General features: G+C 52.8%; 25 protein-coding genes, 1 tRNA gene and 1 riboswitch. Of the genes, 18 read left to right on the forward strand and 8 right to left on the reverse strand.

Translation table 11 applies throughout. The features are described 5' to 3' along the window. Positions 1 to 8 precede the first annotated feature (8 nt). The 11 genes from T433_RS0101165 to thiD all read left to right on the forward strand — a co-directional run bounded on the left by T433_RS0101165 (position 9) and on the right by thiD (position 10,359). Complete coding sequence (locus tag T433_RS0101165) at positions 9 to 1,169, forward strand: MFS transporter (protein ID WP_027454530.1); 1,161 nt, start codon at positions 9 to 11, stop codon at positions 1,167 to 1,169. Positions 1,170 to 1,173: 4 nt separating this feature from the next. Beyond that, on the forward strand, positions 1,174 to 2,058 hold the full coding sequence (locus tag T433_RS0101170; RefSeq protein WP_027454531.1) for a carbohydrate kinase family protein: 885 nt from the start codon (positions 1,174 to 1,176) through the stop codon (positions 2,056 to 2,058). Positions 2,059 to 2,308: 250 nt separating this feature from the next. Then, positions 2,309 to 3,703: an acetylxylan esterase AxeA1 gene (gene axeA1 / locus T433_RS0101175; RefSeq protein WP_027454532.1), complete on the forward strand. Its 1,395-nt coding sequence runs from the start codon at positions 2,309 to 2,311 to the stop codon at positions 3,701 to 3,703. A 69-nt stretch (positions 3,704 to 3,772) separates the two neighbouring features. Continuing rightward, positions 3,773 to 3,898, forward strand: a riboswitch (TPP riboswitch). A 62-nt stretch (positions 3,899 to 3,960) separates the two neighbouring features. Beyond that, entirely contained in the window at positions 3,961 to 4,158 is a 198-nt protein-coding gene (gene thiS, locus T433_RS0101180; protein ID WP_027449085.1) for a sulfur carrier protein ThiS, read from the forward strand. After that, positions 4,155 to 4,775 carry a thiamine phosphate synthase gene (locus T433_RS0101185; RefSeq protein ID WP_044108979.1) on the forward strand — a complete coding sequence of 207 codons (621 nt, stop codon included), beginning with the start codon at positions 4,155 to 4,157 and terminating at the stop codon, positions 4,773 to 4,775. Before thiS ends, T433_RS0101185 begins: the two co-directional genes overlap by 4 nt. Further along, the gene (locus T433_RS0101190; protein ID WP_027454533.1) at positions 4,768 to 5,541 is read left to right on the forward strand and encodes a thiazole synthase; all 774 of its coding nucleotides are present in this window, start codon (positions 4,768 to 4,770) and stop codon (positions 5,539 to 5,541) included. The genes T433_RS0101185 and T433_RS0101190 overlap by 8 nt, the downstream gene beginning before the upstream one ends. A gap of 17 nt (positions 5,542 to 5,558) precedes the next feature. Next, positions 5,559 to 7,145 carry a phosphomethylpyrimidine synthase ThiC gene (thiC, locus tag T433_RS0101195; protein WP_027454534.1) on the forward strand — a complete coding sequence of 529 codons (1,587 nt, stop codon included), beginning with the start codon at positions 5,559 to 5,561 and terminating at the stop codon, positions 7,143 to 7,145. Positions 7,146 to 7,157: 12 nt separating this feature from the next. Continuing rightward, a complete protein-coding gene (locus T433_RS0101200) occupies positions 7,158 to 7,958 on the forward strand; it encodes a HesA/MoeB/ThiF family protein (protein WP_027454535.1) in 801 nt (266 codons plus the stop codon). A gap of 6 nt (positions 7,959 to 7,964) precedes the next feature. Beyond that, positions 7,965 to 9,098, forward strand: a complete 1,134-nt coding sequence (gene thiH, locus T433_RS0101205) for a 2-iminoacetate synthase ThiH (protein ID WP_027454536.1) — start codon at positions 7,965 to 7,967, stop codon at positions 9,096 to 9,098. After that, a complete protein-coding gene (locus T433_RS0101210) occupies positions 9,095 to 9,631 on the forward strand; it encodes a thiamine phosphate synthase (RefSeq protein WP_027454537.1) in 537 nt (178 codons plus the stop codon). The genes thiH and T433_RS0101210 overlap by 4 nt, the downstream gene beginning before the upstream one ends. Next, on the forward strand, positions 9,622 to 10,359 hold the full coding sequence (gene thiD / locus T433_RS0101215; RefSeq protein ID WP_027454538.1) for a bifunctional hydroxymethylpyrimidine kinase/phosphomethylpyrimidine kinase: 738 nt from the start codon (positions 9,622 to 9,624) through the stop codon (positions 10,357 to 10,359). The genes T433_RS0101210 and thiD overlap by 10 nt, the downstream gene beginning before the upstream one ends. Before the next feature lie 12 nt (positions 10,360 to 10,371). Here thiD and cmk read toward each other — a convergent pair whose 3' ends face one another. Both cmk and porQ read right to left on the reverse strand, forming a co-directional pair. After that, on the reverse strand, positions 10,372 to 11,064 hold the full coding sequence (gene cmk / locus T433_RS0101220; protein WP_027454539.1) for a (d)CMP kinase: 693 nt from the start codon (positions 11,062 to 11,064) through the stop codon (positions 10,372 to 10,374). Continuing rightward, positions 11,061 to 12,005 (reverse strand): type IX secretion system protein PorQ, encoded by a 945-nt coding sequence (porQ, locus tag T433_RS0101225; RefSeq protein WP_027454540.1) that lies wholly within the window; start codon positions 12,003 to 12,005, stop codon positions 11,061 to 11,063. Before porQ ends, cmk begins: the two co-directional genes overlap by 4 nt. 173 nt (positions 12,006 to 12,178) lie before the next feature. Between porQ and T433_RS0101230 the strand changes: the two genes are divergently transcribed. Continuing rightward, positions 12,179 to 12,868 (forward strand): hypothetical protein, encoded by a 690-nt coding sequence (locus T433_RS0101230; protein WP_155808253.1) that lies wholly within the window; start codon positions 12,179 to 12,181, stop codon positions 12,866 to 12,868. Between the two features lie 183 nt (positions 12,869 to 13,051). On the opposite strand, the gene T433_RS0101235 is transcribed toward T433_RS0101230, so the two are convergent. The 4 genes from T433_RS0101235 to T433_RS0101250 all read right to left on the reverse strand — a co-directional run bounded on the left by T433_RS0101235 (position 13,052) and on the right by T433_RS0101250 (position 15,630). Next, positions 13,052 to 13,139: transfer RNA gene (locus T433_RS0101235), tRNA-Ser, on the reverse strand. 29 nt (positions 13,140 to 13,168) lie between these two features. After that, positions 13,169 to 13,945, reverse strand: a complete 777-nt coding sequence (locus T433_RS0101240) for a TatD family hydrolase (RefSeq protein WP_027454542.1) — start codon at positions 13,943 to 13,945, stop codon at positions 13,169 to 13,171. A 5-nt stretch (positions 13,946 to 13,950) separates the two neighbouring features. Beyond that, the gene (locus T433_RS0101245; RefSeq protein ID WP_027454543.1) at positions 13,951 to 14,925 is read right to left on the reverse strand and encodes a polyprenyl synthetase family protein; all 975 of its coding nucleotides are present in this window, start codon (positions 14,923 to 14,925) and stop codon (positions 13,951 to 13,953) included. A gap of 12 nt (positions 14,926 to 14,937) precedes the next feature. Further along, positions 14,938 to 15,630 (reverse strand): energy transducer TonB, encoded by a 693-nt coding sequence (locus tag T433_RS0101250; RefSeq protein ID WP_027454544.1) that lies wholly within the window; start codon positions 15,628 to 15,630, stop codon positions 14,938 to 14,940. An 89-nt stretch (positions 15,631 to 15,719) separates the two neighbouring features. Between T433_RS0101250 and T433_RS0101255 the strand changes: the two genes are divergently transcribed. The 5 genes from T433_RS0101255 to T433_RS0101275 all read left to right on the forward strand — a co-directional run bounded on the left by T433_RS0101255 (position 15,720) and on the right by T433_RS0101275 (position 18,478). Beyond that, a complete protein-coding gene (locus tag T433_RS0101255) occupies positions 15,720 to 16,502 on the forward strand; it encodes a MotA/TolQ/ExbB proton channel family protein (RefSeq protein ID WP_027454545.1) in 783 nt (260 codons plus the stop codon). A 5-nt stretch (positions 16,503 to 16,507) separates the two neighbouring features. After that, the gene (locus tag T433_RS14290) at positions 16,508 to 16,819 is read left to right on the forward strand and encodes a hypothetical protein (RefSeq protein WP_027454546.1); all 312 of its coding nucleotides are present in this window, start codon (positions 16,508 to 16,510) and stop codon (positions 16,817 to 16,819) included. 8 nt (positions 16,820 to 16,827) lie between these two features. After that, a complete protein-coding gene (locus tag T433_RS0101265) occupies positions 16,828 to 17,424 on the forward strand; it encodes an ExbD/TolR family protein (protein WP_027454547.1) in 597 nt (198 codons plus the stop codon). Continuing rightward, positions 17,421 to 17,882: an ExbD/TolR family protein gene (locus T433_RS0101270; RefSeq protein WP_044108982.1), complete on the forward strand. Its 462-nt coding sequence runs from the start codon at positions 17,421 to 17,423 to the stop codon at positions 17,880 to 17,882. The genes T433_RS0101265 and T433_RS0101270 overlap by 4 nt, the downstream gene beginning before the upstream one ends. Positions 17,883 to 17,989: 107 nt before the next feature. Further along, positions 17,990 to 18,478: an Lrp/AsnC family transcriptional regulator gene (locus T433_RS0101275; protein WP_027449103.1), complete on the forward strand. Its 489-nt coding sequence runs from the start codon at positions 17,990 to 17,992 to the stop codon at positions 18,476 to 18,478. Here T433_RS0101275 and T433_RS0101280 read toward each other — a convergent pair. Both T433_RS0101280 and T433_RS0101285 read right to left on the reverse strand, forming a co-directional pair. Then, entirely contained in the window at positions 18,475 to 18,954 is a 480-nt protein-coding gene (locus T433_RS0101280; RefSeq protein ID WP_027454549.1) for a dihydrofolate reductase, read from the reverse strand. The two genes, T433_RS0101275 and T433_RS0101280, sit on opposite strands and share 4 nt — an antisense overlap. After that, positions 18,951 to 19,745 carry a thymidylate synthase gene (locus T433_RS0101285; protein ID WP_027454550.1) on the reverse strand — a complete coding sequence of 265 codons (795 nt, stop codon included), beginning with the start codon at positions 19,743 to 19,745 and terminating at the stop codon, positions 18,951 to 18,953. Before T433_RS0101285 ends, T433_RS0101280 begins: the two co-directional genes overlap by 4 nt. A 155-nt stretch (positions 19,746 to 19,900) precedes the next feature. Here T433_RS0101285 and T433_RS14295 point away from each other — a divergent pair, with 155 nt between their 5' ends. Continuing rightward, positions 19,901 to 21,220: a uracil-xanthine permease family protein gene (locus T433_RS14295; RefSeq protein ID WP_044108984.1), complete on the forward strand. Its 1,320-nt coding sequence runs from the start codon at positions 19,901 to 19,903 to the stop codon at positions 21,218 to 21,220. Positions 21,221 to 21,234 lie beyond the last annotated feature (14 nt).

The raw sequence follows: 21,234 nt of genomic DNA on the forward strand, positions 1-21,234 counted from the left end.
TTAATGATATGAAGCAAAATAAGTCTATTTATCTGATTCCTGTGATGCTCTGCTTTTTCTGCATGGGCTTCGTGGACTTGGTGGGCATCGCCTCCAATTATGTGAAGAGGGATTTGTTGCTGAGCGACTCGGTGGCTAACGTGTTTCCTTCGTTGGTATTCTTCTGGTTCTTGATCTTCAGTGTACCTACAGGCATGCTGATGAATAAGATAGGTCGCAAAAAGACCGTGTTGCTGTCGCTTGTCGTCACGGTGGTGTCTTTGCTGTTGCCACTGTTTGGTGAGACCTTTGGCATCATGTTGGTGGCATTCTCTCTGCTGGGCATTGGCAATGCCTTGATGCAGACGTCGCTCAATCCGCTGGTATCTACCGTGATGGGGGGTGGCAATCTGGCTTCAACGCTCACCTTCGGACAGTTTGTAAAAGCCATCGCCTCGTTCTCGGCTCCTTACCTAGCTATGTGGGGCGCCACAATGGTGATACCTGAGTTTGGACTTTCTTGGCGCGTGTTGTTTGGCATCTTCCTCGTAGTGGGTGTGCTTTCCACCATCCTGCTTTTTGTAACACCAATTGACGAGCCCGCTCCTGAGGGCAAGGCTTCTTCGTTTATGGAATGTCTGAAACTGCTGGGTACGCCTATCGTTCTGCTGTCGTTCCTGGGTATCATGTGTCACGTGGGCATCGATGTGGGAACCAATACCACAGCGCCAAAGATTCTGATGGAACGTCTTGGCATGACCCTTGATGAGGCTGCCTTCGCCACCTCGCTATATTTCATCTTCCGTACGGTGGGATGTCTCACTGGCTCGTTTTTCCTGCGTGTGCTGAGGATGCGCACTTTCTTCATTGTCAGTATTGTCATGATGGCCCTGTCAATGTTGTTGCTGTTCATCGGACAGGCACAGTGGGAACTCTATCTTGCCATTGCTTTGGTTGGTTATGGCAACTCGAACGTGTTCTCGATGTGTTTCGCTACAGCACTGGAGTCGATGCCCGACAAGCAGAACGAGGTGAGTGGCTTGATGATTATGGGACTCTTTGGCGGTACCATCTTCCCACTGCTCATGGGCTTCATGAGCGATGGCTTTGGTCAGGCTGGTGCAGTTGTCGTGATGGCAGTAGGCGTCATCTATCTCTTTACGTATATCAAACAATTAAAAACCGCATAGAACTATGAATCAGAAACGTTATGTAGTAGGACTTGGCGAGGTCTTGTGGGACATGCTTCCCGAGGGAAAGAAACTGGGTGGTGCACCTGCCAACTTCGCATATCATGCCGGACAGTTCCTGGGCATGGATAATACGATTGCCGTTAGCGCTCTGGGACAGGATGAACTGGCCGAGGAGACGCTTTTGGCGCTACGCCAACACAACCTCAATGATTTGTTGCCACGTGTGCCTTATCCCACAGGTACGGTGCAGGTGCAACTTGACGAAGAAGGTGTTCCCAGTTATGATATAAAAGAAAATGTGGCCTGGGATAATATTCCCTTCGATCAAGATATTGCAGAGATTGCCCGTAACTGTCGTGCTGTGTGCTTCGGTTCGTTGGCTCAGCGTCATGAGGTGAGTCGCCGCACTATCCAGCAGTTCCTAGATGCTACACCTGCCGACTGCCTGAAAATCTTCGATATCAACCTGCGTCAGCAGTTCTATACGAAAGAGATTATCAAAGAGTCGCTGCAGCGCTGCAACATCTTGAAGATCAACGACGAGGAACTCGTTTTGATAGGACGCATGTTCGGTTATCCTGGTCTTGATATGGAGAACAAGTGCTGGCTCATTCTGGGTAAGTATAATCTCGATATGCTGGTGCTGACTTGCGGTACTAATGGCTCGTATGTCTTCACACCGGGGCAGATGTCTTTCCAAGAAACGCCCAAGGTACAAGTGGCCGATACCGTTGGCGCCGGCGACTCGTTCACGGGTTCTTTCGTTGGTTCTATCCTCAATGGCAAGTGTGTGCCCGAAGCACATCGCACCGCCGTTCAGGTTTCGGCCTATGTGTGTACGCAGAATGGTGCCATGCCTGAGATACCATCAGAGTTTGTGAAGTAAAATCTGATATTGCGCTTCAGGCGCTTCAAATGTTCACGGGGATGTGTCAAAACAGACGCATCCCCGTGTTCTTGTTTTTTCGATGCATGTGTGATATCTTGATGCGTAATACGGCGCCTTTGGGGGTCTCAGGGAATAGGAAAACCACCCTGAAGACGTGCCACCTCGCACTCTTTTCTTTGGAAAGACTTGGCAGTTTGGGATTTTTGTCATACCTTTGCGCGTTGGTAACTAACAACCAAAAACAACAATGAAACGACTATTACTCTTTGCATGTGCCCTGGTGGCCATGACCGTGCAGGCACAGACTGCACGCAAATTCACAGTAAACATCACGCCCGACGGGGCTTCGAACATGGTGGCCTATCTGCCCGACATGCCGACGGGTAGGGCTGTGGTCGATTGTCCTGGCGGTGGCTATAGTCACCTGGCCCTTCAGCACGAGGGACACGACTGGGCTGAGTATTTCAATAAGCAGGGCATTGCCTACTTTGTGCTGACCTATCGCATGCCGAAGGGCGACCGCAATATCCCCCTGGGCGATGCGCAGGCAGCCATCCGTATGGTGCGCGACTCGGCCGATTTCTGGCATGTGAACCCCTACGACGTGGGTATCATGGGCTTCTCGGCAGGCGGTCATCTGGCTTCGTCGGTATCTACACATAGCGAGTTTGACTGTCGCCCCAACTTCAGCATCCTGTTCTATCCCGTCATCTCAATGAATCCGCGCGAGGGCCATCGCGGTAGCAGCGAGGGATTCCTGGGAAAAGATGGCATGGAGAACGAGCAGCTGGTGAAGCAGTGGTCTAACCAGAATGCGGTGCGCCGTCATCTGACACCGCCAGCCGTTATCTTCACGGCCAGCGACGACCAGGTGGTGCCTGTGGTGAACAACTGTCTGCGCTACTATGAGTCGATGCGCCGTGCCGGCAACGACTGTGCTATGTACGTCTATCCTACAGGCGGTCATGGTTTTGGCTTCCGTGACAGTTGGCCTTATCACCAGCAGATGCTGAACGACCTCACCACATGGCTCGACACACACAAGGCGCCTCGCAGGGATGCCATCCGCGTGGCATGTATCGGCAACAGCATCACCGATGGTTCGGGCATCGACATGGCCGACCTGAAAGGTTATCCCGCACAACTGCAGAAGATACTGGGCAAGGGCTATCATGTGAAGAACTATGGCGTGGGCGCACGCACCATGCTGAACAATGGTGACCATCCTTACATGATAGAGCAGGCATGGCGCGATGCACAGGCCTTCCAACCCAACATCGTGGTGATCAAGCTTGGCACCAACGATTCTAAGGATTTCATCTGGAGCAAGCACTCGAAAGAGTTTGCACGTGACATGCAGACGATGATCAACACGCTGCGCAAGTTGCCCTCTAATCCGCAGATCTATCTCTGTACGCCCATCAAGGCCTTCCGCGACCAGTGGGGCATCACCGACTCTGTCATCGTCAACGGCGTCATTCCTGCCATCCAGCAGGTGGCTAAGAAGAACAAACTGCCCATCATCGACCTCCATGCGGTGCTCACCGACGAGGCCAGCATGACGCGCGATATGATACATCCCAACGAGAAGGGAGCAGGACAGATGGCCAAGGCCATTGCGGATGCTATCAAGTTTAAATAATAATAAAAAGAAAGAAAAGTGAAGATTTTCTTTGCAATTTGATAGAATATTCGTACCTTTGCACGCAGAACAAATTACTCGGGGTGCTTTTTGCTTACCTTTCTTATTAAAATAAGAAGAAATGCAGGAGGCTGAGATTATACCCATTGACCTGATGCAGGTAATGCTGCCGTAGGGAATGAGCACTGATTATAATTATAAACCTCGGGTAAGGACCGCCAATGGGTCTTTGCCCGAGCTTTTTTTGTTTAAGGGTTATGACTATTAAACTGAATGGGAAAGAACAGCAGACAGCGGCTGCTACATTAGAAGAACTGGCACATGAACTAGGATTGCCTGAAAAGGGCATCGCCATGGCGATGGAGATGAGAATGGTACCGCGACAAGCGTGGGCTGAGACATGCCTCAACGCTGGTAGCGAAGTGATAATTATTAAAGCTGCTTGTGGCGGATGATACAGTTTATTAGTCATTACAACGACCAGTATAATTATTTGGACACGATTGCTCTGGCCCTGCAAGGCGGATGCCGATGGGTGCAGCTGCGCATGAAGAACGCCCCCATTGAGGAAGTAAGACGGGCCGCAAAGCTGGCACAGGTGATGTGTCAAAACGCTGGCGCCACGCTGATCATTGACGATCACGTAGAGTTGGTAAAAGAACTGCATGCCGACGGTGTCCATCTGGGACTGAACGATATGCCGATAGCCGAGGCACGCCGCCTGTTGGGCGATGGCTATATCATTGGTGGCACGGCCAATACGTTCGACGACGTGAAAGCACACGCTGAGGCTGGAGCTGACTATATAGGATGCGGCCCATTTCGGTTCACCACCACCAAAGAGCGCTTGTCGCCGGTGTTGGGACTTGAGGGCTACCGACAAATCACGGAACGGATGAGAAACGAGCATATCGACCTGCCCATCGTCGCCATTGGCGGCATCACAGCAGCTGATGTGCCCAGCATTATGAAGACCGGCGTGACGGGGATTGCCATCAGTGGTGCAGTCATCAATGCGGTGGACCCCGTCGATGAAATGAAAAGATTGATAAAGATTGTAGATAATGAGTAAATTAGTAATCGCAGGTCGTGAGTTCAACTCGCGCCTGTTCCTGGGAACGGGAAAGTTTAACAACAACGCCCTGATGGCAGAGGCTATCAAGGCCAGTGAGACGGAAATGGTGACGGTGGCCATGAAGCGCATCGAACTCGGTGATAAGGATGACAACCTGCTGACACACATCACACAGAACAAAAACATACAGCTGTTGCCCAACACCTCGGGCGTGCGTAATGCCGAGGAGGCTGTGTTTGCCGCACAGATGGCTCGTGAGGCCTTCGGCACCAACTGGCTGAAGCTGGAGATCCATCCCGACCCACGCTATCTCTTGCCCGACTCGGTAGAGACACTGAAGGCCACCGAGCAACTGGTGAAACTGGGTTTCGTGGTGTTGCCCTACTGTCAGGCAGATCCCACGCTGTGCAAACACCTGGAGGAGGCTGGCGCAGCAACCGTTATGCCGCTGGCTGCCCCCATCGGCACCAACAAAGGACTGCGCATGAAGGACTTCCTGCAGATCATTATAGACCAGGCCACCGTGCCCGTGGTGGTAGATGCAGGTATTGGCGCACCCAGTCATGCGGCCGAAGCCATGGAGATGGGTGCCGACTGCTGTCTGGTGAACACAGCCATTGCCGTAGCTGGCGACCCCGTACGCATGGCCGACGCCTTCCGTCAGGCCGTGATTGCTGGCCGACAGGCCTACGAAGCAGGTCTAGGTGCCATTGCCGACTGCGCCGAAGCCACCAGTCCTCTAACAGCTTTTCTTAACGCTTAATTTATTTAAAACAAAGTATGATCAACGACCATAAAGCTTACGCTCAACGTGAAAAGGCCTATATGCAAGGCACCATCTATCCCAGTGTGAAAGTGGGTATGACCAAGGTGAACCTGACGCCTACTGTGACACGAGATAAAAATGGAAAGACACACACAGAAACCAACGCACCAATATATATATATGACACCAGCGGTCCTTACACCGACCCTCATTATACGGTGGATTTAAAGAAAGGACTGCCACGCATGCGCCAGCAGTGGATAGATGAACGTAAGGCGAAAGGACTGGGTATCACCCAGATGGCTTGCGCCAAGGCGGGCATCATCACACCCGAGATGGAGTATGTGGCTATCCGTGAGAACATGAACTGCGAGTCACTGGGCATCAAGACGCATATCACTCCAGAATATGTGCGCGACGAGGTGGCTCGCGGACGTGCCGTCATCCCTGCAAACATCTATCACCCTGAGAGCGAACCGATGATTATCGGTCGCAACTTTGCTGTGAAGATTAATACGAATATTGGCAACTCGGCCACCACATCGTCTATTGACGAGGAAGTGGACAAGGCTGTCTGGTCGTGTAAGTGGGGTGGCGACACACTGATGGATCTATCGACGGGTAACAATATCCATGAGACGCGCGAATGGATTCTTCGCAACTGTCCGGTGCCGGTAGGCACGGTGCCCATCTATCAGGCACTGGAGAAAGTTGATGGTAAGGTGGAAGACCTCTCGTGGGAGGTCTATCGCGACACACTCATTGAGCAGTGCGAACAGGGTGTGGACTACTTCACAATTCATGCTGGCATTCGTCGTCACAACGTGCATTTGGCCGACAGCCGCCTGTGCGGCATCGTGAGTCGTGGCGGTAGCATCATGAGCAAGTGGTGCCTGCTGCACGACAAGGAGAGCTTCCTCTACGAGCACTTTGATGACATCTGCGACATTGTGGCAAAATATGATGTGGCCCTGTCGCTGGGCGACGGTCTGCGCCCTGGTTGTACGGCCGATGCCAACGATGCCGCTCAGTTTGCTGAGCTCGACACCATGGGCGAACTGGTGGTACGCGCCTGGGAGAAGAATGTGCAGGCCTTCATCGAGGGTCCCGGTCATGTGCCCATGCAGAAGATTCGCGAGAACATGGAGCGTCAGTTGGTGAAATGCCACGAGGCTCCTTTCTATACACTCGGTCCCATCGTGACCGACATTGCGCCTGGCTACGACCACATCACCAGTGCCATCGGTGGTGCGCAGATAGCCTGGATGGGCACGGCCATGCTTTGCTACGTGACGCCGAAAGAGCACCTGGCGCTGCCTAACAAAGATGATGTGCGCGCAGGTATTATCGCCTATAAGATTGCGGCTCACGCTGCCGATCTGGCCAAGGGGCATCCTGGTGCCTGCATCCGCGACAATGCCCTTTCGAAGGCTCGCTTCGAGTTCCGCTGGCGCGATCAGTTCCACCTCTCGCTCGATCCCGAACTGGCACTGCAATATTTCGAAGAGGCAGGTCACACCGATGGTGAGTACTGCACCATGTGCGGTCCTAACTTCTGTGCTGCCAAGCTGACGCACGACTTGAGGAAGTTGAAGAAATAAGACAGAGCACTGATGGAATTATCCAGCGAACAACGTAGGCGTTATAACAGGCATCTGATACTGGAAGGCTTTGGGCAGGAGGCGCAAGAGCAACTACTGCAGGCCAAAGTGCTTCTGGTTGGTGCTGGAGGTCTGGGATCGCCCGTGGCTCTCTATCTGGCAGCCGCCGGTGTGGGCACCATCGGTGTGGTGGATGGTGATAGCGTCAGCATCACCAACCTGCAACGACAGGTGCTGCATAGCACGCCTGATGTGGGGCGCCCCAAGGTGGAAGTAGCCCAAGAGCGTATCGCCGCTCTGAATCCCGATGTCAAGGTCGAGACCTACGAGACCTATCTCAGTGAGGACAACGCCATGGACCTGATACGCCCCTACGATTTCATCATCGACGGTACCGACAATTTTGCCACGAAGTATCTGGTCAACGATGCCTGTGTGATGCAGGGCAAGGCCTTCTCGATGGGCGGCATCAGTCGCTACAGCGGTCAGTTGATGACCCATGTGCCAGGCACGGCCTGCTACCGATGCCTGTTTCCCGAACCATCTGCCAAAGAGGATGTGGAAACCTGTGCCATGGTGGGCGTGCTGGGCTCTATTGCCGGCATGCTAGGCACTCTCCAGGCCACCGAATGTATTAAATGTGTGACGGGGGTGGGGCAGCCACTCACCAACGCCCTTCTCACCTTCGATGCCCTGACGATGCAGTGGCAGCGCTTTGACTTTGCTCAGCGAAGCGACTGCGCCCTATGTGGCGAGCATCCCACTATCCATGAACTGAAGGAATATGCTTTCCGACCATGTAAATCAAAATAAGAAGATATGTTTTCTGACGAACTAAAGAATATCAGTTGGGACGAGACCACCGAGCGTATTGCTCGGATGACCGATGCCGATGTGCGCCGAGCACTGGGCAAGAGCCGTCTGGATGTAAGCGACTTTATGGCGCTGCTCTCGCCCGCCGCCGAGCCTTATCTGGAGACGATGGCCCGACTCTCACGCCGCTATACCGAGGAACGCTTTGGACGCACCATGTCCATGTTCATCCCCCTTTATATCACGAACTCGTGTTCCAACTCGTGCGTGTATTGCGGTTTCCACCGCGAGAACCCGATGGCGCGCACCATTCTCACCCCCGAGCAGATCGAGGATGAGTATAAAGCCATCAAGCAGTTGGCTCCCTTTGAAAACATCCTGCTGGTGACGGGCGAGAACCCTGCCAAGGCGGGTGTGCCCTATCTGGCTAAGGCCATCGACATTGCCAAGCGCTATTTCTCGAATATCAAGATAGAGGTGATGCCGCTCAAGATGGAGGAGTATCGTGAACTGACCCACCACGGCCTGAATGGCGTGATCTGTTTTCAGGAGACCTACAACCGCGAGCACTACCAGCTGTATCATCCACGTGGCATGAAGAGCCGCTTTGAGTGGCGCTGCGATGGCTTCGACCGCATGGGACAGGCTGGCGTACACTCCATTGGCATGGGTGTGCTCATCGGTCTTGAGAAAGATTGGCGCACCGACGTGACGATGATGGCTCACCACCTGCGCTACCTGCAGAAACACTACTGGCGCACGAAGTACTCTATCAACTTCCCACGCATGCGTCCGGCGCAGAACGAAGGCTTCCAGCCCAACTGCTTCATGACCGACCGCGAACTGGCGCAGGCCACCTTCGCCATGCGTATCTTCGACCACGACGTAGATATCTCTTACTCTACCCGTGAGCCGGCTTATATCCGCGATAACATGTGCACGCTGGGCGTCACCACCATGTCGGCCGAGAGTCATGTGAATCCCGGTGGCTACCACACCTATCCTCAGGCGCTCGAGCAGTTTACCGTGAGCGATGAGCGTACGGCCAAGGTGATCAACGCCCGACTGAAGGAACTGGGTCGCGAGCCGGTGTGGAAGGATTGGGATGCCTCGTTCGATTATATCAACCGAGCCGTATGATTATCGTCATCACTCGTCCCGACTTTTTCGATGGTGAAGCAGATTGCATCATCGCACTGCTGCGCAGCGGCAGGGCTGACTTGGTGCACATCCGAAAGCCTCAAGCCAGTCGCGAGGAGGTGATGCGACTACTGATATCGTTGCCAGGTGACATCTACGACCGGCTGGTGTTGCACGATCAGCATCAGTTGGCCGTAGCATGTCATTTACATGGCATCCATTTGAACCATCGTAACCCGCAACCACCCGCTGGCTGGACAGGTGCTGTCAGCATCTCGTGCCATTCGTTTCAGGAGTTGGCCGAATGTCGCCAGCAGCCTTTTGCTTATATGAGTCTGAGTCCTATCTTTGATAGCATCTCCAAACAAGGCTATCGCTCGGCTTTTACACGCCAGCAGATAGCCGAAGCCCGGGCAAAAGGACTGATAGACGAACGTGTGATGGCGCTGGGGGGCGTGACGTTTGACAGAATAGATGAAGTGAAAGAAATGGGCTTTGGAGGAGCCATGATACTTGGAGACGCATGGAGGTAGTACTCTCAATAGCTGGCAGTGACAGCAGTGCTGGCGCCGGCATACAACAAGACTTGAAGACCATCACGGCACTGGGATGCTATGGTGCCACGGTGATAACGGCCATCACGTCGCAGAACACGATGGGTGTGCAGCATGTGATGCCTGTGCCGGGGCATGTGGTGAGCAGTCAGATGGAGTCGGTCTTCACCGATCTCGATGTGAAGGCCGTGAAGATTGGCATGATTCCCAACAGGGAAGTGGCCGAACGTATCGTCGCTCGACTGAGAAATAACCCCTGTAAGTATGTGGTGTATGATCCTGTGATGATATCAACCAGTGGGGCGCGGTTGATGACAGAAGACTGTATTGACTATGTTCAACGCGAACTGATGCCACTATGCACCCTGGTGACGCCCAATATTCCCGAGGCCGACGTGCTGGACCTGCGTGCACTGCAGGAGGCTGGCGTGGCTTATCTGGTGAAGGGCGGACATGCCGATGGCGAGATGATGAACGACACACTCTGTCTTGCCGATGGAGGGCGCCAGGTCTATTCCTCGCAGAGAATCATCACGGCTAATCTTCATGGCACCGGTTGCACACTGTCGAGTGCCATTGCCACGTATCTGGCTAAGGGCACCTCGCTCACAGAGTCGGTCTTGCTGGCAAAAGAATATATAAAAAGGGCCATTCTCGCGGGGCGCCACCTAGGCGTGGGTCACGGGAATGGTCCTTTATGGTTTTAAGAGTACCTTTTCTTATTTGTTGATGGCCTCGTTATAGCGCTCCATCAACCATTCGTCTTGCTCGGGAATGGTCATGTGGCTGTTGTCGAGCAAGAGGGCATCGTCAGCCTGACGAAGGGGCGACACCTCACGATGAGAGTCGATGTAGTCGCGCTCCTGCACATTCTTCAGAATGTCGGCATAGTCGGCAGGCATTCCTTTTTCCTTTAACTCGTCGAAGCGACGCTGTGCACGAACCTCGGCCGAGGCGGTCACAAAGATCTTCAGTTCGGCATCGGGGAACACCACGGTGCCGATGTCGCGTCCGTCCATCACGACGCCTTTGTCCTTACCCATCTGCTGCTGTTGTGCCACCATTGCCTCGCGCACAAAACCCAGTGTGGCGATGGGCGACACATGGTTGCTCACCTCCAGCGAACGAATCTCCTGTTCCACGCACTCACCGTTGAGGTAGGTGTCGGGGCGGCCGGTCTCAGCGTTCAGTTGGAACGAGATGCAGATGTTGGCCATCTGTTGTTTCAACTCGTCGGTCTTGATGCTGCCATCCTCGCAAAACAAGTTGTGGCGCAGGGCATAGAGCGTCACCGAGCGATACATGGCGCCGGTATCTACATAGATATAGCCAAGTTTGCGAGCCAGTGCTTTGGCCATTGTGCTTTTGCCACATGAAGAGTGGCCATCAATGGCTATCGTAATCTTTTTCATAGTGTATAGCTGAAATTAATGATTAATGATGTGCTACTAACGTGGTATTTGCCATAGGCGAGGTGCAGCTTGAGGCGTTCCAGCGACAGACCGGCACCCAGCGAAAGGCCTGCGCCATGCGAGGACGTCTCGTCGCCGCTGCTGATCTTCATTTCCGAGGCGCGCATGCCGTTATAGCCGGCAGCCACATAAAACTGTTCGGTGAGCAGCAGGTCGGCACCCAGCACCAGGTGCTTGCCGATGCCGTATTCCCAGTCGTTCAGTCGTACCATGGTGGCCGAGAAACGCAGGGGCGAGCCCGTCAGTCGTTTGGTGACACCCAGCTGCAGATCAAGTGGGATGCGTTCGAAGTCATCCTCGTAGGCTTTGATCTGTCCACCCAGGTTGCGTGCCACAGCACCGATGCCCCATTGTGAGTCTTCATCGAAGTAGTGCAGTCCTAGGTCCACAGCCACCGCCATCGAGTTGTAGTTGCCGATGTAAGAGGCTGCCCATTTGGCGGTGATACCACCGCTGATATGGTCGGTCAGTGCGTAGGCAAAGGTACCGCCCAATGCCAGGTCGTTGGCATGGAAGGTGCCCGTCTGCTGATTGTCGAAGGTGGTCTGTTTCATCTCGCCATAAGAGATGAAGCGTCCCTGAACGCCCCATGTGCCTCGCTCGTTCAAAGCTCGTGTGTAAGAGGCCGAACCCGTGAGTGCTCCTTGCATATAGGTCATCATGTTCAGGTTCATAGTGCGGTCTGTGACGTTGTTGATAAGGGCTGGATTGTGGAACACCAATGAGGCATCGTCTTCGTTGACCGATACGTTGTCACCGCCCAGTGCAGCAACATGTGCACTGACAGGCAACCGCAGAAAGTTGAATGCGGTCTCGCTGTCTTGTGCCTTCGCCCATAGGGAGAAGACCGACAACAGGCTTAACAGAACGGTTTTTCTCATTGTTTATTCCGAAATTGACGGCAAATATACAAAAAATATATGCCATTACTTTATTATAACGCATTATTTTATGATTTATTTCGGAATAGTTTTGTATATTTGCAGCCGAAGCCTGTTTCTTTACGGGTTTTCCATTGGGAAAAGTAACTAATTAATTAATAATGTGTATAATCATGGGAAATATCAAGAAACTGTTGTTTGTATTTGTTGCATTGATACTGGCAACCACCACTGTTCATGCTCAGACTCACAAGTATTACGACACCAAACATGAGGTTGGTGTCTCGGTTGGTGTTGGTGCTAATACAGAAATTATTGGCGCCATTGGTGACATAACAGAAATCATTGCGACGAACGTGGTGCTTCCTGTCTTGACTGCAGGATGGAGCTTGGAGAATCAGAAATACAGTTATGGTGATGCAACGTATTATCCAACTATTTCTGTGGAGTACTATTATCATGTAAATAAAGTGATTGGACTGGGTGGCTTCGTTGCGTATAATGGCATGAGCCGTGATATGTTTGTCACGGTGAAGAACGACAATGATAATACGCGTAAAACAGAGAAGTCGGGTGTTGCAAAGCGTCACAACCTGAGCATTATTCCTACAGCGAAGTTTGACTGGCTACGTAAAAAGAACTTTGGTATGTATTCTAAATTGGGTGTTGGCGTGAGCTTCCTCAATGAGAGTCAAAAGGACGATGCTGCAGGTGGTACAGACTATAGTGACACCGACGTGGTCTTCAACTTCCAATGTTCATTATTAGGTCTCGAAGTTGGTAGTCAGACAATTCGCGGTTTTGCGGAAGTCGGTGTCGGAGAACAAGGCATGCTATCCGCAGGTTTAAGATATAAGTTCTAAATAAAACAATACGGCTGCAAGTGATTGCAGCCGTATTGTTTTATTTCTTTCCTGCGGAGAGAACAGGATTCGTGCTCGACCTGTAAGGGCGCTTTCACAAAGCAAAGCGACTGAAAGAACCGTGAGAACCTGTTGTCTTCGTAATAAGAAAACGCCAAGCATGAAGCTTGACGTTTTTGTTTGCGGAGAGAACAGGATTCGAACCTGCGAACCGGTTTTGCCGGTTACACGCTTTCCAGGCGTGCCTCTTCAACCACTCGAGCACCTCTCCTTTTTGGTTTTGCCTTGCAAAGGTACGAATTAAAAGTGAATCCCAAAAACTTTTTCAACGTTTTCTGTAGTCTGCCGACCTAATTCCTCTTCACTAACACCATAACTCTTCGCTAAAAGGGTGGCAATGTAGGGGATGTAGGCACTCTCATTACGTTGACCACGCATAGGAACTGGCGCCATATAGGGCGCGTCAGTTTCCAGGACAAGACGGTCTAAAGGAACCACAGCGGGAAGAACTTCGGGCAGGTGACTCTTCTTGAAGGTTGAGACACCGCCGACTCCCAATACGAAACGAGAAAACTGAAGAAGTTCGCGGGCTTCAATCTCATTACCCGTAAAACAATGAAATACACCACCTGGCAGGTCGTTGGCATAACGTTTGAGAATGGCTACCATCTCGTTTTGTGCCTTGCGACAATGAATCATCAGTGGCAGACGGGTCTCTACCGACCAACGGACCTGTTCCTCGAATGCCTCTAACTGCTCATTCTCAAACTCTCTACTCCAATAGAAGTCAAGTCCCACTTCGCCTATGGCGATGGAAGAGGGAAGCAGTTTGTATATCTCTTTTAATTGCTCACGCCAATCGGGACGTACCTCCTCGGGATGCAAGCCAACCATAGGGTAGAGAAAGTCGGGATGTTGAGCGCAAAGGTTAATGATGCGACGTGATGTGGGGAGGTCGATGGCAGGTACAAAGAGTGCTGCGGCTCCAGCCTCGCGGGCACGGGCCATTACCTCCAGACGGTCGGCATCGAACTCCTCTCCATCTATATGAATATGGGTGTCAACGAAGCGTAGCATTGTTTTTACTTCTTACGTTTCATCATCTCGTCGGTGTAGCTCAGCAACAGCTGCTTGCGCTCCTCGCTCACGTTGACCTTGGCCAGATACTTACGACACTCGGTGAAGTAATAGTTGATCTTCTCCTCGCACAACTGGCGGATGCCAATCTCGTCGTAGAGGGCCGTCACGGCACGTACTTTCTCCTCGCGGTCGAACGTCTTGGCCTCGATCCAGCGCATCAGTTCGCTGCGCTGCTTGTCGTTGGCACGGTTCACGGCATTGATGAGCATGTAGGTCTTCTTGTTGGAGGTGATGTCGCCGCCAATGGCCTTGCCAAACACAGCGGGGTCGCCATAGACGTCGAGCAGGTCGTCTTGCAACTGGAAGGCCAGTCCCAGTTGTTCGCCAAACTTATAGAGGTTGTAGGTGTCCTCCTCAGAGGCATCGGCCAGGATGGCGCCAATCTTGGTGGCGCAGGCCAGCAGCACGCTGGTCTTCAGGCGGATCATCTCGATATATTCATCTTCGGTGACGTCGTTGCGCGTCTCGAAAGTCATGTCGTACTCCTGTCCTTCGCCAATCTCGAGGGCCGTCTCGGTGAACACCTCCAGTACGGCCTGCAGATGGCGTGCGTCGCATTGCATCATGCGCTGATAGGCCAGCACTAGCATCGAGTCGCCAGAGAGGATGGCCTTGTTGGCATCCCACTTCTTATGTACGGTCTCATGACCGCGGCGCAGGTCGGCATTGTCCATCAGGTCGTCGTGCAACAGTGTGTAGTTATGATAGGTCTCCAGGCCCAGGGCAGGCATCATGATGTCTTCGGGCTGGTCTTTATAGAGCTGGTAGGCCAGCAGCATCAGCACGGGACGTATGCGCTTGCCTCCCAGTGACAGCACATAGCTGATGGGGTCGTATAGCGATGTGGGTTTGCGGTCGTAGCTCATGCCGTCGAGGGCGGCGTTTACTTTCTTTAGAATGTCGTTTGCGTTCAACATAATCTGTCTTTTTTACAATTTGAATATTACAGGGATGCACACCTTGGTGCGACAGGGCTTTCCGTCCTGGATGCCGGCAGTCCAGCGGGGCATGGTGCGCAGCACGCGCAGCACCTCGCGGTCGCAGGCAGGATGAAAAGAAGAAACCACCTTGACGTCAGTCACCGAACCGTCTTTGTTGACGATGAACTCAGCCACCACCTTGCCCTGTCTCTTGGCTTCTTGCAGAATGGCGGGGTATTTCAGGTTGCGAGTGAGCCATTTCATGAACTCCACCGGTCCACCGGGAAACTGCGGCAGATCTTCTACCACACGGAAGCTCACGGCCTCTTCGTCGGGTGGGGGAGGCGGTTCCAACTCATCGACGGCATCCATGTCGTTGCTCAGGTCGGTCTCTACGGGTTCTTCGTCCACCTGTGGCTTGTTGTCTTGTGTCTGGTCGTCGGGCTTCACCACGAGCTTCATGGTGGGCTTAGGTTCTGCTTTCGGTGCCAGCGCCAGCTCGTCTTCCGTTCGCATCAGCGACGAGAGGTCTTCATCGTTGGCCAACATCTCCATCAGGTCTGGATCATCCAAGGGGTCGTCGGGTGTTATCGTGTATTCTAATGCCACGAACACACAGGCCAGCGCCACAATCAGTCCCAGCAGAAACCACTCGGTGCGCTTGCCTTCCAAATCGGCCTTATCGCTCTTCTTTATCTCCATTGACGCGGCAAAGGTACTATTTTTCTTTTTAATTACGACATCTTTTGAAATATTATTATTACCTTTGCCCCGCAAAACGAAAAAAGGATATGAAAAAGTTTTTGTTTATACTCGTTGCCCTCTTGCTGACCATCACCGTGGGTGAAAGCATGGCGCAAGACAGTCTGGCCACTCTCTCTGTAGAGGAGATGGTTGGCGAAGAAGATATGGCTGCCTTGCAGGAGATGGCCGATGGCGACATGAGTTTCCACCAGCAGCTGAAGACCAAGTTTGTGGAAGGCACGGCAGGCTTTATGTCGCTGGTGGCCATTGCACTAGTGCTGGGCATGGCTGTTTGTATTGAGCGCATCATCTACCTGACACTGTCAGAGATTAATGCCAAGAAACTGTTGGAGGACATTGAGAAAAAGGTGGAGGCCGACGATGTGGAAGGTGCCAAGACCTTGTGCCGCAACACCCGTGGTCCTGTGGCCAGCATCTGCTATCAGGGACTGATGCATATCAAAGACAGCATGGACACCATCGAGCGTTCGGTGATGAGCTACGGTTCGGTGCAGACGGCCAAGTTGGAGAAAGGCTGTTCGTGGATCCGCCTGTTTATTGCCATTGCTCCCTCGTTGGGCTTCCTGGGCACCGTGGTCGGCATGGTGATGGCCTTCGACCAGATTCAGGAGGCGGGCGATACCAATGCTACGATTGTGGCATCGGGCATGAAGGTGGCGCTGATAACCACTATTTTCGGTATTATTGTAGCCTTGATTCTGCAGTTGTTCTATAACTTCATACTTTCCAAGATAGAACACCTGACCTCACAGATGGAAGAGTCGGCCATTTCGCTGCTAGATATTATCTCGAAACAAAAGTCAAAGTAAGGGAAATGATTGACGTCATACTCTATACCATCTACATCCTGTTGGCCGTAGGCACAGGTCTCGCATTGTGGTCGGCATTGCGCCATGTACGCGTGACACCCCTGATGGCGGGCGTCGGCGCTGGCTTGTTGGCCCTCTTGGCGCTGACCTATCTGCTGGCCGACACCACACCGCTGACCATCAACGGTCGCACCTTCGATGATGTGTTCTGGTTGCGCGTCAGCGATATGCTTATCTGGACATCGGTGGTGCTGATGCTGATAGCCGCTCTGGGCGTTATCGTCAGCACATCGGGGTTGAGTCGTAAACTAAAGTAAGAAAAGTTATGTTCCGCAGACGACAGCAGAGGGACGTTCCCGAATTGAACACCACATCGACAGCAGACATCTCGTTCATGCTGTTGATATTCTTCCTCGTGGCCTCGTCGATGGACGATATAGACAAGGTGATGCCTCGCCAGTTGCCACCGCCCGAAGAGAGTACCCAGGTGCAGGAACTGGTGGTGAAGCAGCGCAATGCCTTGGTGCTGAAGTTGGATGCCGACAACCGCCTCACGTGCAATGACGAGGTAATCACCCCCGAAGCGCTGACTGAGCGGGTAGAGGAGTTTGTGGCCAATGCCAAGAACGATCCTTCGCTGCCCGAGAAAAGCCGCCGCGAGGTGAACCTGTTTGGACTCTGCGAGGTCAGCGACAAGCACGTCATCATGATCGAGGCCGACAGTAAGGCCACCTATGATGCCTATTTCCAGATGCAGAACGCCATAGCGCGAGGCTATATGCACCTGCGCAACCAGTTGGCCATGCAGCACTTTGGTCGTCCGCTGACTAAGTGCACCCCCGAAGAACGCGAAGCCATTCAGATGGTCTATCCGCAGCGCATCAGCGACCGCAGTGAGACCGAGGAAGGAGGTGAACAATGAGGTTCGACCGCTATTCATTCCGCAAGAAGCAGCGCCCCGATGTGCCTATGCTGAACACTGCCTCGCTGCCCGATCTGATCTTCACTGTGCTGTTCTTCTTCATGCTGGTGACCCACATGCGCAGTGCCGAGGAGAAGGTGCGATACAGCATCCCGCAGGGACAGGAACTGCAATCGCTCACCCATAAAGCCTCCAACTGCTACATCTTCATCGGTCGTCAGCCTGGTGCCGCCCCCGATGAGTTCAGCATTCAAATCAACGATAAGGTGGTGAAGCTGGCCGATGTAGAGAAGTGCGTGGATGCCGAGCGTGCCAAGATGGCTAGTGACGACCAGGCTTATATGACCGTTACCATCAAGGCCGACAAGCAGGTGCCCGTGGGCTTGATTACCGAAGTGAAGAAAGCTTTGAAGAAAACTTATGCGCTGAAAATCAACTATTCAGCCACAGAAAAATAGAACATAAATGTTTTGAATTGAAACATTTCTGTTAAAAATGACTATAAAGTAGTTGTACAAATGGAAAAAATGTATTATCTTTGCACGGATAATACATTTTATAAGATATGGCAAATCAGAAACTTGATCGCTTAGATAAGCAAATACTGAAACTTATTTCTGAAGATGCGCGTATTCCTTTTCTGGAAGTAGCTCGCGCATGTAATGTCAGCGGTGCTGCCATTCACCAGCGCATTCAGAAGCTGACAAACATGGGCATCTTGAAAGGTTCGCAGTTCGTGATTGATCCTGAGAAGGTGGGTTACGAGACATGCGCTTTCATTGGTCTTAACTTGAAGAACCCCGAGTCGTTCGACGAGGTGGTAGAGAAGCTGAAAGGTATGCCCGAGGTAGTGGAGTGCCACTACACCACAGGTAACTACGACTTGTTTATCAAGGTTTACGCCTTGAACAACCACCACCTGCTCACCTTTGTTCACGACAAGTTGCAGCCTCTGGGTCTGGCGCGCAGCGAGAGTCTCATCTCGTTCCACTCGCCCATTGACCGTCCGCTCCCCATCGTTGACATGATCAACGCAGACGAGGAGGATCTTTAAGCAGGGACATAGTCAACAAAAGCATAAGCGTGCGAATGGCGCTCGTCGATCGAGTGTTGTTCGCGCGCTTCTTCTTTCCATCCACTGTAGTCGGGGAAGAACGTGTCGGCCTGTGCCGGCGTGTCGTCAATCTCGGTCAGACACAGGCGGTCGGCCTTGTCTATCAGGTCGCGATAGAGGCTGGCACCACCGATGATATAGATATCCTCATCGGGGCTACAGGTCTTGATGAAGTCGTCCCAGCTCTTGAAACACTCGCAACCGGGCAGTTCGCTGACCAATGTTGACAGCACGCAGTTGCGACGGTTGGGCAGGGCGCCTTTGGGCAGACTCTCAAAGGTGCGTCGTCCCATCACGATGGTGTGGCCCGTGGTCAGCGCCTTGAAGCGCTTCAGATCGTTGGGCAACCAGTATATCAGTTTGTTCTCAAAGCCGATAGCCCTGTTCTTGGCTACGGCGGCAATCATTGAAATCATACACTTACTTCTGCTTTAATGTGTGGCCATGGGTCGTAGTTCTCCAGTTGGAAGTCCTCGAACTGGAACGAGAAGAGGTCCTTCACGTCGGGATTGATCTTCATGGTGGGCAGTGGGCGTGGCTCGCGGGTGAGCTGCAGCTTGGCCTGCTCCAGGTGGTTCAGATACAGGTGCGTGTCGCCGGTGGTGTGGATAAACTCGCCGGGCTGCAGTCCTGTGACCTGTGCCATCATCATGCACAGCAGCGCATAGCTGGCAATATTGAAGGGCACGCCCAGGAACGTGTCGGCCGAGCGCTGATAGAGCTGCAGCGACAGGCGTCCGTCGGCCACGTAGAACTGGAACATGGTGTGGCAAGGAGGCAGCGCCATCTTGTTGACCTCGGCCACATTCCATGCCGACACAATCATGCGGCGCGAGTTGGGGTTGTTCTTAATCTGGTCCAGCACATACTTGATCTGGTCGATCGTACCACCTTGGTAGTCGGGCCATGAGCGCCACTGGTGTCCATAGACGGGGCCCAGCTCGCCATTCTCGTCGGCCCATTCATTCCATATTCTTACGCCGTGTTCCTGCAGATAGCGCACGTTGGTGTCGCCCTGAAGAAACCACAACAGTTCGTAGATGATGCTCTTCAGGTGCAACTTCTTGGTTGTCAACAGCGGGAAACCCTTGCTCAGGTCGTAGCGACTCTGCGTACCGAAGATGCTGATGGTGCCCGTACCCGTGCGGTCGCCCTTCTCTGTACCCTCGGTTAGAATGCGGTTCAGAATATCCAGATATTGTTTCATAATGGTTTTGTTTGGAGTGCAAAAATACATAAAAAAGCAGATACTGCCAAATAATCATCGTTGTATTTTCAGATATACATCCGGTGCGACAATTGTTTGGTTGTTTCATAATAATAATGTAACTTTGCAGCCGGATTAAATCAAATACTCAAAAAATGGAGCAGCAAAACGCTATTTATGATGCCCGTCAGCTTGGCTTGCCTCGCATGATGGTGCTTGGTGTGCAACACCTGTTTGCCATGTTTGGCGCCACCGTTCTCGTACCTCTTCTCACTGGTCTTGATGTTTCCGTCACCTTGCTCTTTGCGGGCATCGGAACACTGATGTTCCACTTCATCTCTAAGTGGAATGTGCCTGCCTTCCTCGGCTCGTCGTTCGCTTTTCTGGGCGGTTATGCCTCAGTCAAGGAGATGGGCATGGCTCAGGGACTCTCCGAGACACTGGCGCTCGACTATGCTTGCATGGGTGTGGCGTGTGCCGGACTCCTGTATTTCGTCATGGCCGGACTCATCAAGTCTTTTGGTGTACAGAAGATTTTGCACTTCTTCCCACCTGTAGTCACGGGACCCATCGTGATTGCCATCGGCTTGGTGCTCTCGGGATCGGCCATCGCCAACTGTCAGACCAACTGGCCTCTGGCCATCATCTCTATCGTCACCGTCATCACATCGTCGGTGTGGGGTAAGGGTATCATCAAGATCATCCCCGTGCTTCTGGGTGTCGTCCTGTCGTATATCATTGCAGCACTCATGGGCGAAGTTGATTTCACACCCCTGAGCGAGGTTGCCTGGATGGGTTTCCCCATTGCAAAAGACCGCACCATCCTGGCCGTGTTCGAGGATGGCAACACCACTCTCATGCTCTCGTCTATTCTGGCCATCATGCCTATTGCCTTTGCCACCATCATGGAGCACATTGGCGATATGTTTGCCATCAGTTCGACCGTGGGCAAGGACTTCCTGTCTAACCCCGGCCTGCACCGCACGCTGTCTGGCGACGGTGTGGCTACTGCCTTTGCATCGCTCTTTGGTGCTCCAGCCAACACCACCTATGGCGAGAATACGGGTGTGCTGAACCTCACCAAGGTGTTCGACCCCAAAGTGATTCGCATTGCAGCCTGTCTGGCCATCATCCTGGCCTTCTGTCCTAAGTTCGCCTGCTTGGTGCAGCTCATGCCCGCAGCCACCATCGGTGGTGTGAGCCTCATTCTCTACGGCATGATCTCGGCTGTCGGCGTGCGCAACCTGGTGGAGGAGAATGTTGACCTGAAGAGCTCGCGCAACGTGTTTGTGGCAGCGCTCATCCTGGTGCTGGCCATCGGTGTGAAGTATGGCGCCAACGACGATATCGCCTTTGGTCCTATCCACCTGTCGGGCCTGGCCATCGCTGCCCTTGTGGGCATCCTGCTCAACGCCATCCTGCCAGGCAAACTCGGCATGAAGGTGAAGTCGTTCAAAGGAAAAGAGAAATCATAAACCCCTCAATTCGC

This window comes from Xylanibacter brevis ATCC 19188 (assembly GCF_000621725.1).
Lineage (GTDB): Bacteria > Bacteroidota > Bacteroidia > Bacteroidales > Bacteroidaceae > Prevotella > Prevotella brevis.

Coding starts and splice junctions, on each gene's coding strand:
- T433_RS0101245 (WP_027454543.1), bottom strand. CDS start 14,925: ATGTTGAACGCAAACGACATTCTAAAGAAAGTAAACGCCGCCCTCGAC.
- T433_RS0101250 (WP_027454544.1), bottom strand. CDS start 15,630: ATGGAGATAAAGAAGAGCGATAAGGCCGATTTGGAAGGCAAGCGCACC.
- T433_RS0101165 (WP_027454530.1), top strand. CDS start 9: ATGAAGCAAAATAAGTCTATTTATCTGATTCCTGTGATGCTCTGCTTT.
- T433_RS0101280 (WP_027454549.1), bottom strand. CDS start 18,954: ATGATTTCAATGATTGCCGCCGTAGCCAAGAACAGGGCTATCGGCTTT.
- T433_RS0101265 (WP_027454547.1), top strand. CDS start 16,828: ATGTTCCGCAGACGACAGCAGAGGGACGTTCCCGAATTGAACACCACA.
- T433_RS0101185 (WP_044108979.1), top strand. CDS start 4,155: ATGATACAGTTTATTAGTCATTACAACGACCAGTATAATTATTTGGAC.
- thiH (WP_027454536.1), top strand. CDS start 7,965: ATGTTTTCTGACGAACTAAAGAATATCAGTTGGGACGAGACCACCGAG.
- T433_RS0101275 (WP_027449103.1), top strand. CDS start 17,990: ATGGCAAATCAGAAACTTGATCGCTTAGATAAGCAAATACTGAAACTT.
- T433_RS0101240 (WP_027454542.1), bottom strand. CDS start 13,945: ATGCTACGCTTCGTTGACACCCATATTCATATAGATGGAGAGGAGTTC.
- T433_RS0101200 (WP_027454535.1), top strand. CDS start 7,158: ATGGAATTATCCAGCGAACAACGTAGGCGTTATAACAGGCATCTGATA.
- T433_RS0101270 (WP_044108982.1), top strand. CDS start 17,421: ATGAGGTTCGACCGCTATTCATTCCGCAAGAAGCAGCGCCCCGATGTG.
- T433_RS0101285 (WP_027454550.1), bottom strand. CDS start 19,745: ATGAAACAATATCTGGATATTCTGAACCGCATTCTAACCGAGGGTACA.
- axeA1 (WP_027454532.1), top strand. CDS start 2,309: ATGAAACGACTATTACTCTTTGCATGTGCCCTGGTGGCCATGACCGTG.
- thiD (WP_027454538.1), top strand. CDS start 9,622: ATGGAGGTAGTACTCTCAATAGCTGGCAGTGACAGCAGTGCTGGCGCC.
- T433_RS0101210 (WP_027454537.1), top strand. CDS start 9,095: ATGATTATCGTCATCACTCGTCCCGACTTTTTCGATGGTGAAGCAGAT.
- thiC (WP_027454534.1), top strand. CDS start 5,559: ATGATCAACGACCATAAAGCTTACGCTCAACGTGAAAAGGCCTATATG.
- T433_RS14295 (WP_044108984.1), top strand. CDS start 19,901: ATGGAGCAGCAAAACGCTATTTATGATGCCCGTCAGCTTGGCTTGCCT.
- T433_RS0101170 (WP_027454531.1), top strand. CDS start 1,174: ATGAATCAGAAACGTTATGTAGTAGGACTTGGCGAGGTCTTGTGGGAC.
- T433_RS0101190 (WP_027454533.1), top strand. CDS start 4,768: ATGAGTAAATTAGTAATCGCAGGTCGTGAGTTCAACTCGCGCCTGTTC.
- cmk (WP_027454539.1), bottom strand. CDS start 11,064: ATGAAAAAGATTACGATAGCCATTGATGGCCACTCTTCATGTGGCAAA.
- T433_RS14290 (WP_027454546.1), top strand. CDS start 16,508: ATGATTGACGTCATACTCTATACCATCTACATCCTGTTGGCCGTAGGC.
- porQ (WP_027454540.1), bottom strand. CDS start 12,005: ATGAGAAAAACCGTTCTGTTAAGCCTGTTGTCGGTCTTCTCCCTATGG.
- thiS (WP_027449085.1), top strand. CDS start 3,961: ATGACTATTAAACTGAATGGGAAAGAACAGCAGACAGCGGCTGCTACA.
- T433_RS0101255 (WP_027454545.1), top strand. CDS start 15,720: ATGAAAAAGTTTTTGTTTATACTCGTTGCCCTCTTGCTGACCATCACC.
- T433_RS0101230 (WP_155808253.1), top strand. CDS start 12,179: ATGGGAAATATCAAGAAACTGTTGTTTGTATTTGTTGCATTGATACTG.